We start from the raw sequence: 24,017 nt of genomic DNA, 5'->3' as shown, positions 1-24,017 counted from the left end.
GGGTTTTTTATTTGCTGGAAGTAAATTACTTCAGCTTTGTTTCTTTATAAGCAACGTGCTTGCGAATGGTTGGATCGAATTTCATGATCTCCATTTTTTCAGGCTTTGTACGCTTGTTTTTTGATGTTGTGTAAAAGTGACCAGTACCAGCTGATGACTCTAACTTGATTTTTTCTCTGCCGCCTTTAGCCATTTCTGTGCTCCTTAAATTTCGCCGCGTGCACGGAGATCAGACAACACAGCATCAATACCGTTCTTGTCGATTACGCGCAAACCAGCATTGGTTAAGCGCAAGCTAATCCAACGGTTTTCAGATTCAACCCAGAAACGACGGTTTTGCAGGTTAGGCAAAAAGCGACGCTTCGTTTTATTGTTTGCATGGGATACATTGTTGCCAACCATCGGCTTCTTCCCAGTGACTTGGCAAACTTTTGCCATGACATAACTCCATTAATTGCGAAAAAAGAAGATTGTATCAGTCCTAGCCTATTTTGGGCTAGTCCTAAATGCCTTTGCCGATGGGGTTTGGGATTCAAGACGGTCATAAATCCCCCTATGTTCTCTATAAGTTAGTGATTACTACCTTTAATTGTCAATATTCATCAGGCCAGAGTCGGAAAATGAGAAAAATCCACTACCACTGACGATGCAGTGGTCTAAAAGAGGAATATCCACCAATTGCAAAGCATTCATGAGGGTTTTGGTGAGCTCTTGATCGGAGTTGCTCGGCAATGGATTGCCACTGGGGTGGTTGTGGGCGACGATGAGGGCGCTGGCATTTCTGGCAAGGGCTTCCTTCAGGATTTCTCGGGGGTAGACCGTGGTGTGGGTAATAGAGCCTCTGAAGAGCTCTTGGCACTCAATTAAATGAAGGCGTGAGTCTAAGTAGAGGCATAGAAAGACTTCGTGAGGTAAGCGTCCAATCTTAGCCTGCAAGAATTCCCTGACATGACTAGGTGAGGAAAATATGCCGTCCTCCGACAAGCCCTCCTCAAGACTGCGTTTGACTAGCTCGTATGCAGCTTGAATCTGGGCCCATTTAGATAATCCCATGCCATGGATGCGGGTGAAATCTTCACGGGTGCATGCTAGGAGCCGTGGCAAGCTGCCAAAGTGATGGAGCAAGTCTTTGGCTAGGGCTACAGCACTTTTCCCCTTAACTCCCACCCGTAAAAATATTGCCAGTAGCTCTGCATCTGAGAGAGCTTCCGCCCCTAGGTGGCGCAACTTTTCGCGGGGCTGCTCACTTTTTGGCCAAGCTGTAATTGGGGAATTCACTACAGGCACGGGCCTAGATACAATCACCTTATGACTAAGCTTACTGTTTTGCCCAATTCCTACTTGACCCTCAACTACCGGCTCACTTTGCCTAATGGGGATGATTACATCAATACTTTTGTTGACCGTCCTGCGACGGTTTTGATGGGTTCTGGACAATTTGCTCCCTGCTTTGAAAAAGTGTTGTTGGGACTAGAGGTTGGTGAGAAAAAAAGTGCACTACTTGCGCCAGAAGAAAGTTTTGGCGAGCGTAAAGAAGATTTGGTGCAATGGGTTTCCTTGAAGGCGCTCAAGGAGGGGCGCGATGATGACATCGAATTTAATCCAGGCGATGTCATTGAGTTCAATGCTCCGGGCGGTGCGCAATATGCAGGTGTGTTGCAATCGATTGATGAAGAGGGGGCATGGTTTGACTTTAATCATCCTTTGGCCGGAAGACCGGTGACATTCGAAGCAGAAATTGTGGCTATTCTGTAAATCATGAGTACTTCAGATAACGCTGAAATTTTGATGGCTCAACCCCGCGGTTTTTGTGCGGGTGTTGATCGCGCAATCAATATCGTGAACGAGGCGCTGACGCGTTTTGGAGCACCGATCTATGTACGTCATGAAATCGTACATAACGCTTATGTGGTGAATGAACTGCGCGAAAAGGGCGCAGTTTTTGTTGAGGAGTTGCACGAGGTTCCTAAAGGCGGCATTGTTGTCTTTAGTGCACACGGCGTTTCTCAAGAGGTTCGTAAGGATGCCCAAGACCGTGGCTTGCAGGTATACGACGCTACCTGCCCTTTGGTTACCAAGGTGCATCTTGAAGTAGTGAAGATGTGCAAAGAAGGCTTTACGGTTCTGATGATTGGTCATGCTGGTCATCCTGAGGTTGAGGGCACCATGGGGCAAGTCAAGGAAGGTGTATTTCTGATTGAAAAAGTTGGTGATGTTGATTCACTATCTTTCCCAAGCGGTGAAAAAATTGCCTTCGTGACACAAACCACACTATCAGTTGATGAAACCAAAGAAATTGTTGAGGCACTTACTAAAAAATTTCCCAATATTGTTCAGCCACGTAAGCAAGATATTTGTTATGCAACACAGAATCGGCAAGATGCTGTGAAATTTATGGCACCCCAAGTCGAGCTGGTTATTGTGGTTGGTAGTGCGACAAGCTCAAACTCTAATCGTTTGCGGGAGTTATCTGAAAAGCTTGGTGTTCCCTCTTACATGGTGGATGCACCAGAGCAACTAAAGCCTGAATGGTTCGCCGGTAAGAAGCAGATTGGATTAACAGCAGGCGCTTCAGCGCCCGAAAGCTTGGCACAAGCCATCGTTGCTCGTATTCAAGAATTTGGCCCCCGGCAGGTAAGGGCGCTTGATGGGGTAGTGGAAGACGTTACCTTCTCCCTGCCCAAAAATTTAGTTGGGTAGGACTTAGTCTACTTGCTTGAGTAGTTCGCGTAGCATGCTGCACATTAAGCGAATTTCATCATCGCTCACATTGAGGGCTGGCATAAAACGTAATAAGTTTGGTCTTGGTGAATTAATGAGGAGGCCCTCAGGGTTGCGCTCACGAGCAAGCTCCACAAGTTTTGGGCCAACATCTTTGCCCAGCATGAGGGCGCGTAACAAACCTTCGCCACGTTCACCTTCAAGCTGAAATTCTGCGCAGAGCTTTAACAACTCGGATTGCAGCAATGTTCCTTTAGCTTTAACGCTGTCTAAAAATCCTGGGGCCAATAGCTGCTCAATAACGCTGATGCCCACTGCAGTCATGAGTGGGTTGCCGTTATAGGTGCCGCCCTGATCTCCTGGTACAAAGCAAGCTACTGCATCGGTAGCCAGCAGAGCGGAGAGTGGCACACCTCCGCCGATACCTTTACCTAAAGTCATAATATCTGGCTCAATACCAAACAGTTGATAGGCAAAGAGACTGCCTGTACGACCACAACCAGCTTGTACCTCATCAACAATTAAGAGAATATTGTTTTCTTGGGTGAACTTGCGCAGCTCCTGCATAAATTCTTTAGTCGCAGGGATTACGCCGCCTTCGCCTTGCACTGGCTCAAGCATGACTGCAACTGTTTTATCAGTTACCAGCTTTTTAACGGACTCTAAATCATTTAAATCTGCTTTTGGGAAGCCGGCAACTTGTGGGGCAAACATCGTATCCCAACCAGGCTTACCAGAGGCGCTCATCGTGGCTAAGGTACGACCATGAAAGCTGTGATCAAAGGTAATGATTTCAAAAGCACCATTTTTATTAAGCTGGCCCCACTTGCGAGCAAGCTTAATAGCACCTTCATTTGCCTCGGCGCCACTATTAGCAAAGAAAACTTTATCAAAGCAACTATTGTTTGTTAATAGATTGGATAAACCAATCATCGGCTCGTTGTAAAACGCAGGACTGGGATTCATCAGCTTTTTGGCTTGTGCATTTAGCGCTGCAATCATGCCAGCGTTACTGTGACCCAAACAATTGACCGCCCAACCTTGCAAGAAATCTAAATAACGTTTGCCATTGTTGTCTGTCATCCACGAGCCATTGCCTTCCACCATTACCAATTCTGGGCGTTGGGTAATAAACATCACTGAGTGGGTATCGATATCGTGGGCTGGCTTATTCATATGAGTTAAAAGAATTGGGTTGTCAAAAGTAGTTTCTATTATCTAACGATAACCAATTTAGTTCGTAGCTAAATCCGCAGCATTGGTGAAGGAATCAGCAAAGAATTCTTCCTCAGGTAGGTGACACTGGGATGAAAAATCTGCCCGAGCAGCATTCACCATCACTGGGGCGCCACAGGCATATACCTGAAAGTCATTCATATTGGGGTGGTCAGCCATGACCGCCTGATGAACAAACCCGCTGCGGCCCAGCCAGGCATCTTCGGGTAAGGCGTCCGAAATCACGGGTACGTAGCTAAAGCCTGCAATTTCCTTTTCCCAGGTCTTGCATAAAGCGTCCAAATACAGATCGCTTGGACGACGCCCACCCCAATAGAGATGAATTGGGCGTTGAATTTTCTTGGCTTGCATTTGCTCAATGATGGATTTAATTGGCGCAAATCCAGTGCCTGCAGCAACAAAGATGATGGGTTTCTGAGAGTCCTCGCGCAAGAAGAAGCTGCCCAAGGGGCCTTCAAAGCGCAAAATATCTTTTTCTTTTAAGGCGGGAGTAACTGCAGCAAATACAAAATCAGTAAAGAGGCCGCCAGGTAAGTGACGAAGGTGTAACTCTAAGGGGCCTTCCTGAGCTGGCGCATTCGCAATGGAGTAAGCACGTCGCTGGCCATCTTTCAGTAAAAATTCTAGGTACTGCCCCGCTAAGAACTGGAAGCGTTCCGCAGCCGGTAACTGTAGCTTGAGAATAGCGACATCACTTGTGGGCCTCTCAATGCTATTGACTCGACAGGGTACTTTTCGAATGGCGATATCACCTGCGCCCTGAACTTCTCGGGCTTCAATCAGTAGGTCGGAGTGGGGGTGAGCGCAGCAAAATAGGGTGCTGCCTGTGGTTTCATCTGCCTTACTGAGCGCACTTTCACTATGCTGGCCGTGAGTGACATGGCCCTCTACGATCTTCCCTTTGCAAGAGCCACATGCGCCATTTTTACAACCATAGGGCAGGTTAATCCCTTGACGCAGAGCTGCCTCCAAAAGTGTTTCATCTTGGCTAACCGTAAATTGTTTGCCGCTCGTTTTGAGCGTAACCTGGAAAGACACTCTCATTCCTTTCAATAAATCGTTACGATGTTACCTATGCAATCTTTTAGCAAACCTTCCATCCTCATTATTGGCTGTGGCGACATTGGCATGCGAGTGGCACAACAATTGTCCCGTAGTCATCGAGTGTTTGCTTTAACGTCTTCGAAAAATCGCTTTCAGGAGCTGAGGGATGTTGGCGCGATTCCAATTTGGGGTGATCTAGATAAGCCAGAGACACTTTGGCGACTGTCTGGATTGGCGCAAACGGTAATCCATTTAGCGCCACCTCAAAATCAAGGGAATCGTGATTATCGAACCCGCAACCTGTTGAGAATTTTAGCCCAAGGCTCTAATGCTGTCAGACGCTTCATCTATATCAGCACCACTGGTGTTTATGGTGACCACAAGGGTGCAAAAGTCAGCGAAACCACGCCAGTGAGTCCTGAGAGTGAGCGAGCGTATAGAAGGGTTGACGCAGAGCGAGTGTTGCGTTTGTGGGCGCCAGCACATGGAGTGACCTTGACGATTTTGCGTGTCCCAGGAATTTACGCAGCTAATCGTTTGCCAATTGAGCGTCTGCAGTCGCAGACTCCAGCCCTGCTTCCCGAAGAGGACGCTTATTCTAATCACATCCATAGTGATGATCTCGCCAGATTAATTTGTGCGACTGTGTATCACGGCAAACCACAACGAATTATTAATGCTTGTGATGGCTGTGAAACTAAAATGGGTGATTACTTCGATGAAGTGGCTGATGCATATGGCTTGGACAGGCCGTCCCGCAAGCCAGCTAGTGAGCTGCAGAAATTGGTGAGTCCAATGCTGTGGTCATTTATGCGGGAATCAAGACGCGTAACCAATACTCGATTACACGAGTTGAAAACTCCGCTACGTTATCCCAGCGTAGCGGATTTTCTGAAGACTACTTCCAAGAATCCTTGAGGCCGACTGTCCGATTAAAAACGGGCTTGCCTGGTTTGGAGTCTATTTTATCAACAACGAAGTAGCCATGACGTTCAAACTGAAGGCGATCTTCGGCTTTGACATCTTTCATGCAAGGTTCCAAATATGCGGCAATAGTTTCTTTGGAGTTTGCGTTAATGGCATCTAAGAAATTTTTATCGCCACTATCCGGATGTGGATCGGTAAAGAGGTGATCATAGAGGCGGACTTCAGTTGGGATCGCTTCAGCAGCGCTAATCCAATGAATATTGCCCTTAACCTTGTAATTATTTGAGCCGGGGGTGCCGCTCTTACTATCTGGGAAGTAGGCCACATTCACTTGGGTGACATTACCTTGGGCATCGGTCTCAAAACCAGTACATTCAACTACAAACCCGTGGCGCAAACGAACGCGGCTACCAGGTTGGTCACCGATCGGTGGATAGAGTCTAAAGAAACCTTTAATAGGTTCTTTCATAAAGTCATCAGCCTCAATCCACAGCTCACGCGTGAAATGAAATTCACGATTGCCCCATTCGGGGTGTTGAGGATGGCGTGGCGCAGAGCAAGACTCTTGAGTCGCAGCATCAAAGTTTTCAACCACCAGTTTGAGCGGCGTTAATACCGCAGTCGCACGCGGTGCTCTAGCCTCGAGGTCATCGCGCAAGGCTTGATCTAAAGTACTCATATCAATCCAACTATCTGCTTTTGAAACGCCAATGCGTTCGCAGAATAAGCGGATGCTCTCTGGGGTGTAACCGCGACGACGAATCCCAACGATGGTTGGCATTCGTGGATCATCCCAACCGTCAACATGCTTTTCTTCGACCAACTGCAATAACTTGCGCTTGCTGGTGATGGTGTACGTCAGGTTGAGACGGGCAAACTCATATTGATGGGGTACCGGATCTTTAAAGACGCCTAATTCTTTAAGAGAGTTCACAATCCAGTCATATAGCGGACGATTGTTCTCAAATTCAAGCGTGCAAATCGAGTGAGATACGTTCTCCAGAGCGTCAGAGATGCAATGGGTGAAGTCATAAAGGGGGTAGATGCACCATTTATCACCAGTCCGGTGATGCTCGGTATGGCGAATGCGGTAGACCACAGGGTCACGCATCACAATATTTGGATGGGCCATATCAATTTTCAGGCGTAGAACATGTTCACCATCTTTAAATTTGCCATCGCGCATCTCGCGGAATAAGGACAAATTTTCTTCAGGAGTACGATCCCGATAAGGACTATTTTTTCCTGGCTGACCAAAGTTGCCACGATTAGAGTGAATATCATCAGCGCTTTGGCTATCTACATAAGCTTTACCATTCTGAATCAGAATTTCTGCAAACTCGTAGAGGCGATCAAAGTAGTCACTAGCATGATAGAGGTGTGTACCCCAATCAAAACCAAGCCATTTAACAGCATCCAAAATACTATCCGCGTACTCAACATCTTCTTTAACGGGGTTAGTATCATCAAGACGCATATTGCAGCGCGCTCCACCAGCTAGATTGTTGTAATCAGCAGCGAGACCGAAATTAAGGGAAATACTTTTTGCATGACCAATATGTAAGTAGCCGTTTGGTTCTGGCGGAAAACGAGTGATGATGGCTGGAATGGCTTCACCAGCTAAATTGCTACGCTTGTCAAATGCTCCACTTGCTAAGTCATGATCAATGATCTGACGTAAGAAGTTAGAAGGTTCAGCAATGACACTTGCTGGAGCTTTAGAAGGTTTGCTATCTTGGGACATAGTCACATTGTAGAGAAAACCCCCGTCCCATAAAGAAAAAGCCCGCAAACTGCTGCGGGCTTGTTGCTGCAGAGGGTCAGAATCAATCTTCTACGAATGCTTCTTCGCGAGTCTTCTTCACTGCTGGTAGGGCCACAATCACAACCAAAAGGGCTGCTGCAATGAGCAATCCTAGGGAGAGTGGACGGGTTACAAAGGTGGAGAAGTCGCCACGAGATAACAAGAGCGCGCGGCGGAAATTCTCTTCCATCATGGGTCCGAGTACGAAGCCCAACAGCAATGGAGGGGGTTCGCAACCAAGCTTGAAGAAAAGATAACCAATCAGACCAAATGCAGCAGTGACGTATACATCGAATACAGTGTTATTGACTGTATAAACGCCGATACAACAGAACACCAAAATTGCTGGATACATGAAGCGATATGGAATCTTCAGGAGTTTTACCCAGATCCCGATCAAGGGTAGGTTCAGGAGAATCAGCATCACGTTGCCAATCCACATGGAAGCAATCAGGCCCCAGAACAATGCTGGGTTGCTCGTCATCACCTGTGGACCTGGCTGAATGTTGTGGATAGTCATCGCGCCAACCATCAAGGCCATCACGGCATTCGGTGGAATACCGAGTGTGAGCAGAGGAATGAATGAAGTTTGTGCAGCGGCGTTATTGGCTGATTCAGGACCAGCAACCCCCTCAATGGCGCCGTGACCAAATTCATGGCTGTACTTGGATGATTTTTTTTCTACAGAGTAGGCGCCAAATGCTGCTAGTGCTGCACCGCCGCCAGGTAGGATGCCCAAGATGGAGCCAATCGTTGTGCCACGCAAGATAGATGGAATCATGCGCTTCACATCTTGCTTGGTTGGGATCATGGTCGTCATCTTATTTAAGAAGCCCTCATCCTCATCCTTTTTCTCAAGGTTGCTCATGATCTCGGCGAAGCCAAAGACACCCATTGCAACCGCTACGAAGCCAATGCCATCACTGAGCTCTGGGATGTCAAAAGCGTAGCGCGATACACCAGAATTTACGTCGGTACCGATCAAGCCCATTAGTAAGCCAAGCACAATCATGCCAATTGCTTTTACTAAGGAGCCCGAGGCCAATACCACCGCACCGATAAGGCCTAAAACCATGAGCGAGAAGTACTCGGCAGGGCCAAACTTAAAGGCGAGTTGTGAGAGCGGGGCAGCAAAAGCAGCTAAAACGAGCGTTGCTACGCAACCAGCAAAGAATGAGCCCATGCCGGCAGTAAAGAGTGCAACACCAGCACGACCATTCCGTGCCATTTGGTAGCCATCGATCGCAGTGACCACCGACGACGTCTCCCCCGGGATATTCAGAAGAATTGCAGTAGTTGAACCACCGTATTGAGAGCCGTAATAAATACCAGCCAACATAATTAATGCAGCGATTGGAGGAAGTGCATAGGTTGCTGGCAAGAGCATGGCAATTGTGGCAATTGGACCAAGACCAGGCAAAACGCCAATGAGCGTTCCTAAGACGCAGCCAATCAAGCAATACAAAAGATTTTGTAAGGTAAACGCGGTTTCAAAACCGAGACCTAAATTAGCAAATAAATCCATTTTTAGAGTCCCTGTCTATTATTGTTGTAGGAATATAGGTAGAAGTGGGAACTGAAGTTTCAGGCCCAACACGAAAACCGAGTAAGTAAAGACGACTAGAAAAGTAGCATTGACTAAAGTGCCTTTCCAGTGGAACTCATGACTAGCGCTTGCAGATACAAACACCAAAGCAAAGACAGCCACAATAAAGCCCATAGTTGGCAAAAGAATTCCGTACAAAATAACTGAGCCGGTAATCAAGCCAATCACCTTCCAATTAAATGGGGGGATTTTCTCAATGGCAGCCTTGGCGCCAAGAGACTTAATCAAGATTAAAAGGCCAAGAGCAGTCATGACTAGGCCAAGCCAAAATGGGAAATATCCAGGCCCCATTTTTGCAGCTGTACCCATTGGATACTGGGTCGCCATAAAGGTAAAAAAGAGGCCAATGACCATGTACATTAGGCCAGCCCCAAAATCTTTTTGGTTGCGGATTTTCAAGTTGCGCTCCTGGTTGTCGACTTATAAGCCGATTTTATTAATGTTCAGGGATTGTAAGGCAGGAAAAGGCTATGGGGCCTAGCGTTTGCCCTAGGCTGGTGCCGATGCGATAATTGTTGGCATGAAAGTCTCCCAAATTCGCCAGGCTTACCTGGATTTCTTTGCCCAAAAAGGCCATCAAATTGTTCCGTCTAGCCCCGTAGTCCCCGGGGATGACCCTACCCTGTTATTTACCAACGCGGGCATGAATCAGTTTAAGGATGTGTTTTTAGGTTTTGACAAACGCCCCTATCAGCGGGCTACGACTGCCCAAAAATGTATTCGAGCAGGCGGAAAACACAATGACTTAGATAATGTTGGATATACCGCTCGCCATCATACTTTTTTTGAGATGCTGGGCAATTTTTCGTTTGGTGACTATTTTAAGAAAGACGCCATTCAATTTGCTTGGGATTTATTGACTCAAGTATTCAAGCTACCCAAAGAAAAACTCTTGGTCACCGTTTACGCGGAAGACGACGAAGCCTATGCAATTTGGAAAGACCAAATTGGCGTACCTGCCGATCGGATCATTCGCATTGGAGATAACAAAGGTGCACGGTATGCATCTGACAATTTTTGGATGATGGGTGACACTGGTCCATGTGGACCTTGTACTGAAATTTTTTATGACCATGGCGAGCATATTCCGGGAGGTCCTCCTGGTAGCCCAGAGGAAGATGGCGATCGCTTCATTGAAATCTGGAACAACGTCTTCATGCAGTTCAATCGTGATGAGGCTGGCGTCATGCATCCACTGCCTAAGCCAAGCGTGGATACTGGTATGGGCCTGGAGCGTATTGCAGCTGTCTTGCAGCATGTGCACTCAAATTACGAAATCGACCTCTTTGTCAATCTGATCAAGGCCTCAAAAGAGGCTGTAGATACGGCGGGCGGTGAGAATTGTGATGCTCAGAGTCCCTCACTCAAGGTCATTGCTGACCATATTCGTGCCTGTAGTTTTATAGTTGTTGATGGCGTAATTCCTGGTAATGCTGGTCGTGGTTATGTATTGCGTCGCATTGCACGTCGCGCAATTCGGCATGGGTATAAGTTAGGGGCTCGCAAACCATTCTTTTATCAACTAGTTCCTGCACTCGTAAAAGAGATGGGTGATGCCTATCCTGAATTGCGTGCAGCACAAGATAAGGTTAGCGAAGTTCTCAAGCAAGAAGAAGAGCGTTTCTTCCAGACCATTGCGAATGGCATGGAAATTTTAGATGGTGCATTAGCTGGTGGCGCCAAAGTAGTTGATGGTGAAACAGCATTCCGCTTGCACGATACTTTCGGATTTCCTTTGGATTTAACCGCAGACGTCTGTCGTGAGCGTGGCGTCACTGTAGATGCAGAAGGGTTTGAAGTAGCAATGCAAAAGCAGCGTGATCAAGCGCGTGCAGCTGGTAAGTTCAAAGTTGCTCAGGGCCTCGATTACAAAGGTAAGCCTACGCAGTTTCATGGCTACGACACCCTAAAGCATGAGGGGTCCAAGGTTACCGCCCTGTATGTAGATGGATCTGCTGTAACTTCAGTGAAGGCTGGCGATGCAGCAGTTATCGTGCTGGATAACACGCCTTTCTACGCCGAATCGGGTGGCCAGGTTGGCGACAAAGGCGAATTACGCAATGAATCTATCCGCTTTGCAGTAGAAGATACCTTCAAGATTCAGGCAGATGTGTTTGGACATCAGGGTGAAGTGCTCGAGGGCGAACTCAAGGTCGGGGATGGCTTGAATGCGCTTGTTGATATTCAGCAGCGAACAGATACCATGCGTAATCACAGTGCTACTCATATCTTGCACAAAGCCTTGCGTGAAGTGTTGGGTGAGCATGTGCAGCAAAAGGGCTCCTTGGTTGATGCTAGTAAAACCCGTTTTGACTTTACGCACAATGCACCTATCACTGCTGAGCAAATTCGCAAAATCGAAGAGATCGTGAATCAAGAGATTCTGGAGAACACCGCCACTTCAGGCAAGGTCATGTCTTTAGAGGATGCTCAAAAGACTGGCGCCATGATGCTCTTTGGTGAGAAATATGGCGATGAGGTGCGAGTATTGGAAATCGGTACTTCGAAGGAGTTGTGTGGCGGCACCCATGTATCTCGTACTGGGGATATTGGCAGCTTGAAGATTGTTTCTGAGGGCGGCGTTGCTGCTGGCATCCGCCGAGTTGAGGCGGTAACTGGAAATAATGCCCTGAATTTCTTGCAGAGCATGGAAGATCGAATTAATGAAGCTGCCTTAATTCTCAAAACACATCCGGGCGACTTGGTGAATCGCGTTGCACAACTACAAGAGAGTTTGCGTCAAGCTGAGCGTGAATTAGAAAAAGTGAATTCTAAGTTGGCGGCCAGTCAGGGTGATGAATTGGCAGGTCAAGCGATTCATATCAATGGCATCAAAGTATTGGCAGCACGTTTGGATGGTGCTGATGCAGGTGTCTTACGTGAAACCATGGATGCGCTCAAGAGTAAATTGAAAACAGCAGCGATTGTCTTGGCATCAGTACAGGGCGATAAAGTTAGTTTGATTGCTGGCGTCACTGCAGACTCAATCGGCAAAGTAAAGGCAGGCGATTTGGTGAACTTCGTGGCTCAGCAGGTTGGCGGTAAGGGCGGCGGCAAGCCAGAAATGGCCATGGCCGGTGGAAATGATCCTAGTAAATTAGGCGCCGCACTAGATGCTGTCAAAGATTGGGTAGCTAGTAAATGAGTGATGCAATTGTATTTAATGTAGAAGTGGATGCCATTGGCATGAACTGTCCATTACCGATTCTGCGGACTAAAAAGGCCTTAGCAACGATGCAGTCTGGAGAGGTATTGAAAGTAAAGGCAACAGATGCTGGTGCTGCCCATGACTTCCCTGCATTTGCTAAACAAACTGGCAATGAACTGATCGCCAGTACCTCCGAAGGTAATGTTCTAGTGTTCTTCTTAAAGCGAAGATAGAGCTTAGACTAGAGAGCGACTCTTTAAGTAAGCAGCGAAGTCGCTTGCCACTTCTGGGTGGCGTAGGGCAAACTCTACTGATGCCTTAAGGTAGCCAAGCTTGCTGCCACAGTCATAACGCACACCCTCATACTCATAAGCAAAGACAGGTTCTTGTTTGAGCAGAGCGGCAATAGCATCTGTGAGCTGAATTTCACCACCAGCACCCGGTTTGAGATTGCGAATATGACTAAAAATATCTGAAGAAAGTACATAGCGTCCCACTACCGCTAAATTCGAGGGAGCGTCTTTAGGCTGAGGTTTCTCAACGATGCCATCAAGACGATAGATGCCTTTGGCGACCTCGGAGCCTGAGACGATGCCATAGGAACCACTCTTGGCAGGATCAATTTTTTCTACGGCAATCACAGAGCCATTTTGCTCTTCAAATACCTTCAGCATTTGTTTTAAAACAGGCGGCTGTCCATCCAATAAGTCATCTGCAAGAATGATGGCGAATGGCTCATCACGCACGAGTTTTTCAGCACATAAAACAGCATGACCAAGACCAAGGGCCTCAGGTTGTCGGACATAAACGCAATCAACATGGCTTGGCTTGACGCTACGAACAATTTCTAGAAGGGCCTGTTTATTCTTTGCCTCTAACTCTGCCTCAAGCTCATATGCTTTATCAAAGTGATCTTCAATTGCCCGTTTGCTGCGACCGGTTACGAAAATCATTTCAGTAATCCCGGCTGCAATCGCTTCTTCTACCGCATATTGAATAAGCGGCTTATCAACCACATTGAGCATCTCTTTAGGGCTTGCTTTAGTGGCTGGTAAAAAACGAGTGCCTAAACCCGCAACAGGGAAGACTGCTTTAGTAACAGCTTTAGTGGTCAATGGCATAAGGATTCCAATCGCTCAGGATTTGCTAAGGTTTTATTTCAGACGCTCTAATTGTGCAACAAGCTTCTCATGATTTTGTTCAAAACCAGCAAGACGCTGTTTTTCTTGGGCTACAACGTCCACTGGCGCTCTGGCAACGAAGCTTTCATTACCCAGTTTGCTGCGAGCTTTGGTGATTTCATTAGCTAGACGCTCAATTTCCTTGCCAAGGCGAACGCGTTCAGCGCCTACGTCTACCTCAATTTTGAGAAGAAGCTTTAGATCACCCACGAGCGCCATTGGTGCATCTGGCGCATCTTTTTCTAAAGCAGACTCGTCTTGATAGATTTTGACTTCAGATAATTTAGCTAGTGCGAGTAAATATGGGGTAACTTTTTGTAGGAAGGCTTCTGGCCCACTAATCCAGAGTGGTACTTTTTGACCTGGGGGGACCTGCATTTCGCCACGCAGGTTTCTGCAGGCGTCGACAATCGCTTTGATTTGTGCCACCCATGCTTCGCTTTGTTCATCGATCTTATCTGCTTGAGCAACTGGGTATGGTTGCAGTGCGATGCTTTGCTTTTCTTGTTTGGCCAAATCTTTTCCAGATTTAGGGCCAACAGTTTGCCAAAGCGTTTCAGTGATAAATGGAATCAGTGGATGCGCCATCCGCAAGATTGTTTCAAGCACACGCAACAAGGTGCGGCGAGTTGCGCGTTGTTGTGCTGGGGTTCCAGTTTGCAGTTGTACCTTTGCTAACTCTAAGTACCAATCACAATACTCATCCCAAACAAATTGGTAGATGCTGCTCGCAATATTGTCAAAGCGATAGTTTTCAAAACCTTTGGCTACTTCGGCTTCAGTTCTTTGCAGTTGAGAAACAATCCAGCGGTCTGCTGGTGAGAAATCCAGGTAGCCATCCGGACCACACTGGTTATCGCATGGAGCAAAACCATTGTCTTCATCGCTACCTGGGCAGTTCATGAGAACAAAGCGTGTTGCATTCCAGAGCTTGTTACAGAAGTTGCGATAGCCCTCGCAGCGTTTTTGATCAAAATTAATGTTGCGACCGAGTGAGGCGAGGGATGCAAAGGTGAAGCGCAACGCATCTGTACCAAATGCCGGAATACCTTCGGGAAATTCTTTTTTTGTTTTTTTACTAATACTTTCAGCTTGCTTTGGATTCATCAAGCCTGTAGTTCGCTTACTAACTAAATCATCAATCTGAATACCGTCGATCAAGTCAATCGGATCCAAGGTATTGCCCTTGGACTTACTCATCTTTTGGCCCTCGGCATCACGCACAAGACCATGAACATAGACCGTATGAAACGGCACCTTGCCAGTGAAGTGGCAAGTCATCATCACCATGCGTGCCACCCAGAAGAAGATGATGTCAAAGCCTGTTACCAACACTGATGAAGGTAAGAAGTGATTGAGCGCAGGGGTTTCCTCTGGCCAACCTAATGAGCTAAATGGGACGAGTGCAGAGCTAAACCAAGTATCCAAAACATCTGGGTCGCGGTTGAGCTTGCCGGTATAGCCTGAAGCTGCAGCCTTTGTCTTGGCTTCTTCCTCTGAACGAGCTACGAAGATTTGACCGTCATCGCCATACCAAGCAGGGATTTGGTGACCCCACCAGAGTTGACGAGAAATGCACCAGTCCTGAATATTTTCTAGCCACTGTGTGTAGGTATTGATCCAATTTTCTGGAACAAGTTTGATGTCACCTTTTGTCACGGCATCTAATGCAGCACCAGCAATTGATGAACCAGGTTGATATTGGTTATCTGGGCTAGGCTTAGACATTGCCACAAACCACTGATCAGTGAGCATGGGCTCAATAATGGTTTGGGTGCGATCACCACGAGGTACCATCAGTTTATGTGGCTGTACTTTTTCTAATAAACCAGCGGCATCCAAATCAGCAACAACTTGTTTGCGAGCAGCAAAACGCTCCATGCCCTGGTAGGCGGCAGGTGCATTCTCATTAATCTTGGCGTCCAATGTCAGAATATTGATCATTGGTAATTGATGACGTTGACCTACTGCATAGTCATTAAAGTCATGCGCAGGGGTAACCTTAACTACACCAGTACCAAAGTTCAGATCAACATAATCATCTGCAATGATGGGAATTGGACGATTGCATAAGGGTAAGTTGACTGATTTTCCAATCAGATGCTTATAACGCTCATCTTCTGGGTTCACCATCACCGCAACGTCACCCAGCAGGGTCTCCGGGCGAGTGGTGGCAACGGTTAGATGACCAGAGCCATCGGTCAGTGGATAACGGATATGCCACATCGAGCCATCTTCTTCTTCGCTGGCCACTTCTAGGTCCGATACAGCGGTACCCAACACAGGATCCCAGTTCACCAAGCGTTTGCCGCGATAAATCAAGCCCTGCTCATGCAAGCGCACAAATACCTCAACTACTGCTTTGGACATCTTGCTATCCATGGTGAAATATTCTTTACCCCAATCGATCGAAGCGCCTAAGCGACGAATTTGTCGGGTGATCGTATTGCCGGAAGCTTCTTTCCACTGCCAAACTTTTTCTAAAAACTTTTCACGACCCAAGTCATGGCGAGAAACTTTTTGCGCATCGAGCTGACGCTCAACCACAATTTGAGTCGCGATACCTGCATGGTCGGTTCCAGGAACCCATAAAGTATTTTTGCCAGACATGCGGGCGTGTCGAACTAGACCATCCATGATGGTTTGGTTAAAAGCATGTCCCATGTGGAGGGTGCCCGTCACATTTGGCGGCGGGAGCTGAATAGAAAAATTCTCCTTGCCCTCAAGCATCGTTGCATTGGCAATTCCCCGGCTTTCCCACTCTGGACCCCAGTAGGCTTCTATTGGGGCGGGTTCATAGGATTTAGCGAGCTCATCTACTGAGCTGGTCGCTGGTGAATTAGGGGTATTTGAGGCATTTGGCATAAGAGGCAAATTATAATTGGGGCGATGTACTCAGACTTGCTCGCCAACCTTAATCCCGAACAGCGCGAGGCAGTGACCCTTCCTCCCGTAAATGAAGATGGCCAGGCCCAGTCAGCCTTGATTTTGGCTGGAGCGGGAAGTGGCAAGACCCGCGTCCTAACTACCCGGATCGCCTGGTTGATTCAGACTGGCCAAGTTTCCCCAATAGGGGTCTTGGCAGTGACTTTCACGAATAAGGCCGCTAAAGAGATGATGGTGCGCTTAAGTGCGATGTTGCCTATCAACACCAGGGGGATGTGGATTGGCACTTTCCATGGCCTCTGTAATCGTTTATTGCGGGCTCACCATAAAGAAGCTGGCTTACCATCCACTTTCCAAATTCTGGATACCCAAGATCAGCTATCGGCAATCAAGCGTCTTTTAAAAGGCTTGAAGGTTGATGATGAAAAGTATCCAGCTAAGCAGCTGCAGTACTTTATTGCTCACGCTAAAGAGCGTGGCCAACGTGCCAAGGATTTAGCGATTGGAGATGACTTTCAGGCAAAGATGGCGCAACTGTATGCGGCCTATGATGAGAAGTGTCAGCGTGAAGGAGTGGTAGATTTTGCAGAACTTCTCTTGCGTAGCTATGAACTCCTCAAACATAGCGAAGCCATTCGCACGCATTATCAAGAGCGCTTTCGGCACATCTTGATTGATGAGTTTCAAGACACTAATGCTTTGCAGTACGCTTGGTTAAAACTACTTTCAGGCCATGATGCTAGTCGTGTCAATGTGAGTGGGGCAGGAAGCAGCTCGGTATTCGCGGTTGGTGACGATGATCAAAGTATTTATGCTTTCCGAGGCGCAGACGTCGAGAATATGCGTCTCTATGAAAAACAATTTCATCCTATGTTGGTCAAGCTGGAGCAAAACTATCGCTCGCATGGCCATATTCTAGATACGGCAAATCACTTGATTGCCAACAACTCAGAACGTCTTGGTAAAAACCTCAGAACAGATGCAGGTCATGGTGAACCAGTCCGTATTTTTGATGCGCCCAGCGATCATGCCGAAGCAGCTTGGCTAGTTGATGAAATTAAAGCACTGGTAAATAGTGGAATTAAGCGTACTGAAATCGCCCTCTTATATCGTAGCAATGCACAGTCACGCATCATCGAACATGCACTATTTTCAGCTGCTATTCCATACCGCGTGTATGGCGGATTGCGATTCTTCGAGCGCGCAGAAATTAAGCATGCTCTTGCTTATCTACGACTTCTTGAAAATCCAAACGATGACACCTCATTCTCGCGGGTTGTGAATTTCCCAACGCGGGGTATCGGCGCAAGATCTATCGAAGCTTTGCAAGACGCTGCCAGAAGTCAGCAATCGTCTTTGTATACGGCTGCTTCATCCTTGGAAGGTAAGGCAGGAGCTGCGCTTGGCGGTTTTGTGCGCTTGGTGGATCATATGCGAGAAGCCACCCGACATAACACCTTGCCTGAGACAGTCGAGTTTGTGATTCAGCATAGCGGCTTAATTCAGCACTATTTATCTGAGCGCGAGGGTCAAGATCGTGTTGAAAACTTACAAGAATTAATCAATGCAGCAACGGCATTTATTGCGGAAGAGGGTTATGGCCAAGATGCGGTCGCAGCGATGCTGCCTGGTGAGAATGCGCCTGGTGTCGTCGAAGTCTCACCATTAGCCGCCTTTCTGTCCCATGCTTCACTAGAGGCTGGTGATAACCAGGCACAAGCCGGTCAAGATGCAGTGCAATTGATGACTGTGCATTCTGCGAAAGGCTTAGAGTTCACATCCGTCTTTATTACCGGGCTTGAGGAGGGATTATTTCCTCATGAAAATAGTGTGAATGAGCAAAATGGTTTAGAGGAAGAGCGGCGTCTGATGTATGTTGCGATCACACGTGCCAAAGAGCGTCTGTATCTCTCACATACCCAGTCACGTATGTTGCATGGACAAGTTCGCTACAACATGCCATCACGTTTTCTAGAAGAACTGCCCGCCGACTCCCTAAAGTGGCTCACCCCAAAAGCAAAAGACGCCCGTTGGGGCGGTAGTAATAGAGGGGGATCTACCTGGCAAGACGGTTACACGCGACAGCGGGAGTATGAGTCAAATGACTTTTTTGATTCGGGTAGTGAACAAAGGCCAGTCAAACGAGTGGGCTCTGCTGCAATGGAGGTTAAGCGTTTAGCATCTCCACCGCGTGGTAATTATCCATTTAAGATTGGTCAAAATGTATTTCACACAAAGTTTGGTGAAGGACGCGTGACCGGTTTAGAAGGAGTAGATGCTGATGCGCGCGCTCAAGTTAGTTTTAAACGCCATGGCGTGAAATGGCTACAACTGAGTATTGCAAAGCTTGCGGCTATTGACTGATAGTCACCAGGTCTTCGGTAAAGCAAGCTTTCCAAGTTGCATAGAATGAGCAGTGCATGACTGTTAAGCCCGCCATGGAAATTGGCGCAATGATGAACGATGCAACTTGCCCCAGATCGATAGCATCAAAAATCATTCCCACTGTCAGTGGGATAGCCACTAGAACTGCAGCCCAGATCGCCAGATAGATAGAAAAAGCTGCCTTATTCGTCCAGCAGGCTAAGAAGCTAGAGAAGAGAGACTGTGCAATCGACATATCAGCCCATGCTACGAGTACAGGGGAAAACCACATCAACATGGCCACAGGAATATACAGAATAGCCCCAAAAAAAAGTACCCAATAAATCTGGCGAAGAGCTTCTGGGGTGATAACTTGATCACTCGTCATGAGCGGTAGCAGTAACTCAAAATCTACCAAGAGACTCAAGGCAAAGCTGAGAAGTAGTATTAGGGCTGCATAGACTAAGCCCAGTTGGAGCATGCGTCGACGCACTAAGCTGCCAGACCTAAGGGCAATTAAATACACTGCTGGACTAATACGTTCTTTTTGAATTGCTTGGCGGCATGCTGTCATAAAACCTACCGCTAAAGTGGGCGTTAGTAGCAAAACAGCGAATACACCAATCACTGGCACCATCAGTGCTAACTGCGCAACAAACACATACATAAAGACCAGCATGAGAAAGCCGAGGGGATTTTGTTTAAAAAGCCAAATACCCTGTTTTATCCAGGTATAGCCTTCACTTGAAGTGACGGAATTGAGTTTCATAATGAGCGGCGGCTAAGAAGAATGCGTTCAAAGTGGGCTGGATCATGAGGCGTTAACATTTGCGCATCTCTTGGAAGATAAAAATCCCAAAGACGGGATACCCAAAAGCGCAGTGCTGCAGCACGTACCATCAATGTCCAGCTAGCCTGTTCTTCTCTGGTTAGCGGGCGAACTGCTTGATAGGCCTTCATCAGTGCATCAAAGCGAACAGGGTCTAAATCTTGTTTGTTGTCTGCGAGACACCAATCATTCACGGTTACTGCTAAGTCAAATAGCCACTTGTCTGTACCTGCAAAATAGAAATCAAAGAAGCCGCCCAATTGATCTTGTGAGGTATCTGAGGATCCTTTGGGATCGAATAACACGTTGTCACGAAAAAGATCGCAGTGGCTGGCCCCTTGCGGAAGTACATCATATGCTGCGGAGCTAAAAAATGCTTCTTGTGCAGCGAGCTCGTGTGTCAGTAAATCTTTTTGTGATCCATTTAAATGAGGCAATACCAAAGGAATGGTTTGTTGCCACCAGCCTAGACTGCGTAGATTCTCCTGGGTTTTTGGAAAATCTTTTCCAGCTAAATGCATCTTGGCCAACATCTCACCAACCATGGCGCAGTGTTTTGCTTCTGGCTCAAGTCTTGATAATCCTGGCAGCTTGCTAACAATTGCGGCCGGTTTACCTTTCAGTGAAAATAAAATTTGACCTTGATGGTTCTCAATCGGCTTAGGGACTGGAATGCCCTGGTTAGCCAAATGGCGCATGAATTCAAGGTAGTAAGGGAGTTGCTCGGCAGTGAGTCTTTCAAAAATGGTGAGAACATATTCTTGTTTTTCACCATCCTTGAGAGTGTCTAGGAAGAAGTTGGAGTTTTCAATTCCACCATGGATGCCGCGTATTCCTGTTGCTTCCCCAATATTGAATTCTTGCGAGATCCACGGTGAGATCTCAGCAAGTTCAATCGGAGTAAATACAGCCATGAAGCAACAGATTTCTTATTGAATTGGAATGCTGATACTTGGCACACTCAAAAGAGAGCCTTCACCAGATGGCGGTCCAGGCATGACAGAGTCAGGTGGAGACATCTCATAGGTGGTGTATTTTGTTTTTACCTGAACCTGGGTTGGGCTGTTGGCATCTTTATATTCGGTGACTTCGGTGCCACGGTCATTCTTATACTGATAGCTAGGTTGGCGACTTTGCGGACCATCAACAATGCCTGACGGGCTCACGGTGGGTGCCAGTGGCTGATTATTGATACGGTTCAGTTCCGAGGTGCTCAAGGCCTGGCTGTTATTCTGAGCTTGTGCAGGCGTCATTCCTAGAAGTGCAAAAACCATGAAAAAGCTCATCAGAGCAAGGTTTTGATTGAGGGCGTGGCCAATTAAGTTAGTAAGAGCATGCATCATTTTTCACCTTTTTAAGCCTATTCTCGGGCGGTTCCCTAACCAGTCCTGTAGGCAATTCACAACTAGATTGTACGATTGCGGTATGACTAAACATAGACTCTTATTGGTAGACGGTTCTAGCTACCTCTACCGTGCCTTTCACGCCATGCCAGACCTGAGAAATGGGGCTGGGGAGCCTACTGGGGCTATCTATGGCATGGTCAATATGATGCGGCGCGCCAGATCAGAGCTGAAGGCAGACCATATTGCCTGTGTTTTTGATGCCAAAGGCAAGACTTTTAGGGATGAGATGTATTCCGAGTACAAGGCCCATCGCTCTCCAATGCCTGAGGATCTGGTCAAACAAATCGAGCCTATTCATGCGATTGTGAAGGCCTTGGGTTGGCCAGTTTTAATGGTGTCTGGTGTAGAGGCCGATGACGTCATTGGCACTTTGGCCTGTCAAGCCACAGAAGCAGGTTGGGAAACCATCATCTCGACTGGTGATAAAGACTTAGCGCAATTGGTCAATCCATCAGTGACTCTCATTAATACCATGACGAACGAGAAGTTGGACATCAATGGAGTCATTGAGAAGTTTGGCGTCCCACCTGAGCGTATTGTGGATTACCTTTCCATTATTGGTGATGCAGTAGATAACGTACCCGGCGTTCCAAAGGCTGGACCAAAGACTGCAAACAAGTGGTTAGCTGAGTTTGGCGATCTTGATAACTTAATGGCCAATGCAGATCAAGTCAAAGGTGTAGTGGGGGAAAATCTACGCGCCTCTTTAACGTGGTTACCACAAGCACGTCAACTCATTACCGTGAAAACGGATTGTGATTTATCTCCGTATTTACCAGGTCTAGATGATCTTCATGCAAAGTCTGAAGATGCGACTTTGCTGCGTGAATTATTTGAGCGTTATGCATTTAAAACTTGGCTACGCGATGTAGAAAAGCAGCTCACAGGACCAGCTGATGGGGATTCTAGGCCGGCTCCTAGTTTCGATTTAGCAGGCACGCCGATTGCCGCTGCAGGCACAGAGGGAAAGATTCCCGCTAAAAGATCTACAGATATTGCAAGTGCACCAACAAAAGAAATTTCCCAGGAAGTGAGAGATTTACAAGGCGCTGTTGAAAAACATTATGAATGTATTGTTGATGAAGCTGGTTTAGAAAAGTGGATGCAGAAAATTGCATCTGCAGAACTTACTGCGGTAGATACAGAAACAACCAGTCTTGATGCTTTAGCAGCAGAACTCGTGGGAATTTCTTTATCAGTGAAGCCCGGTGAAGCTTGTTACATTCCCGTGGCACATCGTAATGGTGAAGTGCAATTGGATCGTGCTAAGGTACTTGCTCGTATGAAGCCTTGGTTAGAAAGTAAATCGAATTTAAAGGTAGGGCAAAACTTAAAATACGACAGCCATATTTTCGCAAACTATGGCATTACCTTAAATGGCATTGCATTCGATACCTTACTGGAATCTTATGTGTTGGAGTCTCACCTGCCACACAATATGGATAGCTTGGCTGAGCGCCATTTGGGGATGAAGACTATTCGTTATGAAGAGGTCTGCGGGAAGGGCGTGCATCAAATTGGATTTGATCAAGTAGACCTGAAAATTGCGACAGACTATGCGGCTGAGGATGCTGACATTACATTGCGCTTACATTTGGCACTATGGCCGCAGATTCAGGAAAATCCTGGTTTGCTATACATCTATGAAAAGATTGAAATGCCTGCAATGCGCGTCTTGGGCATCATGGAGCGCAATGGTATTCGGATTGATTCGGCCTTACTGGCTCAGCAGGGTCAGCAAGTGGGCAAACGCCTTTTAGAGCTCGAGGGAGAGATTCATCAACTAGCAGGACAACCCTTCAATATTCAATCGCCGAAGCAAATCGCCGAAATTCTATTTGGTCAGCTCGAATTACCGGTGATTAAAAAAACCCCTTCGGGCGCACCTTCAACTGACGAAGAGGTGCTGCAAAAGTTGGCTGAAGACTATCCATTGCCAGCACGCATTTTGGACTATCGCAGCTTAGCCAAGTTGATGTCTACTTATATTGAGAAATTGCCGCGAATGGCCGATCCTAAGACGGGGCGCGTCCATACCAATTTTTCTCAAGCCACTGCGGTTACAGGGCGCCTCGCATCTAGCGATCCTAATTTACAGAACATTCCGGTACGTACTGAAGAGGGTCGTCGTATTCGTGAGGCATTTGTACCCGCTGATGGTTGTAAGTTGCTTTCAGCTGACTACTCTCAAATTGAATTGCGCATCATGGCGCATATTGCTGAAGATGAAAATTTATTGGCAGCCTTTAGGGATGGTAAGGATGTTCACCAAGCCACTGCAGCAGAGATTTTTGGTGTTCCATTGGATGAAGTCAGTTCTGAGCAGCGGCGTTACGCCAAGGTGATTAACTTTGGCCTTATCTATGGCATGAGTGCATTTGGTTTGGCTGGTAATTTAGGCATTGAGCGCTCTGCCGCACAAAACTATATTGCCAAATATTTTGATCGTTATCCAGGAGTAGCTCAATACATGGAGCGAACCCGTCTAGAGGCTCGTGAGAATGGTTACGTAGAGACGGTCTTTGGGCGACGCCTGTGGTTGCCAGAGATTAAGGGTTCCAACGGCCCACGTCGGCAAGGTGCCGAGCGAGCTGCGATTAATGCGCCGATGCAAGGCACTGCTGCAGATTTGATTAAGCTGGCGATGATTGCGGTGGAGGATTGGTTAGAAAAAGAACAGTTGAAAACTAAATTGCTTCTGCAGGTTCATGATGAATTGGTATTAGATGTTCCTGTAGATGAAATTGATCTAGTGAAATCAAAATTACCTGGGTTGATGTGCAATGTTGCCCAGCTGAAAGTGCCTTTGCTAGTGAGCATTGGGATTGGCGATAATTGGGAAGAAGCGCATTAGAAAAGCAAGGA

20 protein-coding genes are annotated in these 24,017 nt (G+C 47.1%); 7 read left to right on the top strand and 13 right to left on the bottom strand.

What is annotated here, in order from left to right; translation table 11 throughout:
• Positions 1-25: 25 nt before the first annotated feature.
• From rpmG to radC, 3 genes are all read right to left on the bottom strand, one after another.
• On the bottom strand, positions 26-193 hold the full coding sequence (gene rpmG, locus C2757_RS07125) for a 50S ribosomal protein L33 (RefSeq protein WP_015421876.1): 168 nt from the start codon (positions 191-193) through the stop codon (positions 26-28).
• Between the two features lie 11 nt (positions 194-204).
• The gene (gene rpmB / locus C2757_RS07120; protein WP_011903570.1) at positions 205-438 is read right to left on the bottom strand and encodes a 50S ribosomal protein L28; all 234 of its coding nucleotides are present in this window, start codon (positions 436-438) and stop codon (positions 205-207) included.
• Between the two features lie 147 nt (positions 439-585).
• Positions 586-1,278: a DNA repair protein RadC gene (gene radC, locus C2757_RS07115; RefSeq protein WP_251366727.1), complete on the bottom strand. Its 693-nt coding sequence runs from the start codon at positions 1,276-1,278 to the stop codon at positions 586-588.
• Positions 1,279-1,308: 30 nt separating this feature from the next.
• Between radC and C2757_RS07110 the strand changes: the two genes are divergently transcribed.
• Both C2757_RS07110 and ispH read left to right on the top strand, forming a co-directional pair.
• Positions 1,309-1,755, top strand: coding sequence for a peptidylprolyl isomerase (locus C2757_RS07110; RefSeq protein WP_215373839.1), 447 nt, complete (start codon positions 1,309-1,311; stop codon positions 1,753-1,755).
• 3 nt (positions 1,756-1,758) lie between these two features.
• Complete coding sequence (gene ispH, locus C2757_RS07105; RefSeq protein WP_215373838.1) at positions 1,759-2,700, top strand: 4-hydroxy-3-methylbut-2-enyl diphosphate reductase; 942 nt, start codon at positions 1,759-1,761, stop codon at positions 2,698-2,700.
• Between the two features lie 3 nt (positions 2,701-2,703).
• Here ispH and C2757_RS07100 read toward each other — a convergent pair whose 3' ends face one another.
• A complete protein-coding gene (locus C2757_RS07100) occupies positions 2,704-3,897 on the bottom strand; it encodes an acetylornithine transaminase (RefSeq protein WP_215373836.1) in 1,194 nt (397 codons plus the stop codon).
• Between the two features lie 57 nt (positions 3,898-3,954).
• On the bottom strand, positions 3,955-4,995 hold the full coding sequence (locus C2757_RS07095; protein WP_215373834.1) for a CDP-6-deoxy-delta-3,4-glucoseen reductase: 1,041 nt from the start codon (positions 4,993-4,995) through the stop codon (positions 3,955-3,957).
• A gap of 36 nt (positions 4,996-5,031) precedes the next feature.
• On the opposite strand from C2757_RS07095, the gene C2757_RS07090 reads away from it, so the two are divergent.
• Entirely contained in the window at positions 5,032-5,919 is an 888-nt protein-coding gene (locus tag C2757_RS07090; RefSeq protein WP_215373833.1) for an SDR family oxidoreductase, read from the top strand.
• Here C2757_RS07090 and C2757_RS07085 read toward each other — a convergent pair.
• The 3 genes from C2757_RS07085 to C2757_RS07075 form a co-directional block, all read right to left on the bottom strand.
• Positions 5,900-7,672: a glutamine--tRNA ligase/YqeY domain fusion protein gene (locus C2757_RS07085; RefSeq protein ID WP_215373831.1), complete on the bottom strand. Its 1,773-nt coding sequence runs from the start codon at positions 7,670-7,672 to the stop codon at positions 5,900-5,902. The two genes, C2757_RS07090 and C2757_RS07085, sit on opposite strands and share 20 nt — an antisense overlap.
• A gap of 82 nt (positions 7,673-7,754) precedes the next feature.
• The gene (locus C2757_RS07080) at positions 7,755-9,257 is read right to left on the bottom strand and encodes a tripartite tricarboxylate transporter permease (protein ID WP_215373829.1); all 1,503 of its coding nucleotides are present in this window, start codon (positions 9,255-9,257) and stop codon (positions 7,755-7,757) included.
• Positions 9,258-9,275: 18 nt separating this feature from the next.
• On the bottom strand, positions 9,276-9,737 hold the full coding sequence (locus C2757_RS07075) for a tripartite tricarboxylate transporter TctB family protein (protein WP_215373827.1): 462 nt from the start codon (positions 9,735-9,737) through the stop codon (positions 9,276-9,278).
• A gap of 121 nt (positions 9,738-9,858) precedes the next feature.
• Between C2757_RS07075 and alaS the strand changes: the two genes are divergently transcribed.
• Entirely contained in the window at positions 9,859-12,483 is a 2,625-nt protein-coding gene (alaS, locus tag C2757_RS07070) for an alanine--tRNA ligase (protein WP_215373826.1), read from the top strand.
• An 8-nt stretch (positions 12,484-12,491) separates the two neighbouring features.
• Positions 12,492-12,719, top strand: coding sequence for a sulfurtransferase TusA family protein (locus C2757_RS07065; protein WP_215377008.1), 228 nt, complete (start codon positions 12,492-12,494; stop codon positions 12,717-12,719).
• Between the two features lie 3 nt (positions 12,720-12,722).
• Here C2757_RS07065 and galU read toward each other — a convergent pair whose 3' ends face one another.
• Together galU and C2757_RS07055 are read right to left on the bottom strand one after the other, a co-directional pair.
• Positions 12,723-13,607, bottom strand: a complete 885-nt coding sequence (galU, locus tag C2757_RS07060) for a UTP--glucose-1-phosphate uridylyltransferase GalU (protein WP_215373824.1) — start codon at positions 13,605-13,607, stop codon at positions 12,723-12,725.
• Between the two features lie 33 nt (positions 13,608-13,640).
• Positions 13,641-16,532, bottom strand: a complete 2,892-nt coding sequence (locus C2757_RS07055) for a valine--tRNA ligase (RefSeq protein WP_215373822.1) — start codon at positions 16,530-16,532, stop codon at positions 13,641-13,643.
• Positions 16,533-16,556: 24 nt separating this feature from the next.
• Between C2757_RS07055 and C2757_RS07050 the strand changes: the two genes are divergently transcribed.
• On the top strand, positions 16,557-18,917 hold the full coding sequence (locus C2757_RS07050; RefSeq protein WP_215373820.1) for a UvrD-helicase domain-containing protein: 2,361 nt from the start codon (positions 16,557-16,559) through the stop codon (positions 18,915-18,917).
• On the opposite strand, the gene C2757_RS07045 is transcribed toward C2757_RS07050, so the two are convergent.
• From C2757_RS07045 to C2757_RS07035, 3 genes are read right to left on the bottom strand one after another with little or no spacing between them, the layout of a single operon-like run.
• The gene (locus tag C2757_RS07045) at positions 18,907-19,686 is read right to left on the bottom strand and encodes a BPSS1780 family membrane protein (RefSeq protein ID WP_215373819.1); all 780 of its coding nucleotides are present in this window, start codon (positions 19,684-19,686) and stop codon (positions 18,907-18,909) included. The two genes, C2757_RS07050 and C2757_RS07045, sit on opposite strands and share 11 nt — an antisense overlap.
• A complete protein-coding gene (locus C2757_RS07040) occupies positions 19,683-20,660 on the bottom strand; it encodes a homoserine kinase (protein WP_215373817.1) in 978 nt (325 codons plus the stop codon). The genes C2757_RS07045 and C2757_RS07040 overlap by 4 nt, the downstream gene beginning before the upstream one ends.
• A 15-nt stretch (positions 20,661-20,675) precedes the next feature.
• Positions 20,676-21,089 carry a hypothetical protein gene (locus tag C2757_RS07035; protein WP_215373815.1) on the bottom strand — a complete coding sequence of 138 codons (414 nt, stop codon included), beginning with the start codon at positions 21,087-21,089 and terminating at the stop codon, positions 20,676-20,678.
• Positions 21,090-21,171: 82 nt separating this feature from the next.
• Here C2757_RS07035 and polA point away from each other — a divergent pair, with 82 nt between their 5' ends.
• Positions 21,172-24,006, top strand: a complete 2,835-nt coding sequence (gene polA, locus C2757_RS07030; RefSeq protein WP_215373813.1) for a DNA polymerase I — start codon at positions 21,172-21,174, stop codon at positions 24,004-24,006.
• The last annotated feature ends 11 nt before the right edge of the window (positions 24,007-24,017 follow it).

The organism is Polynucleobacter sp. MWH-Svant-W18 (assembly GCF_018687495.1).
Taxonomy (GTDB): domain Bacteria; phylum Pseudomonadota; class Gammaproteobacteria; order Burkholderiales; family Burkholderiaceae; genus Polynucleobacter.
Note: the sequence above shows the minus strand (reverse complement) of the source record. Positions and strands in the feature narration are given on the sequence as shown.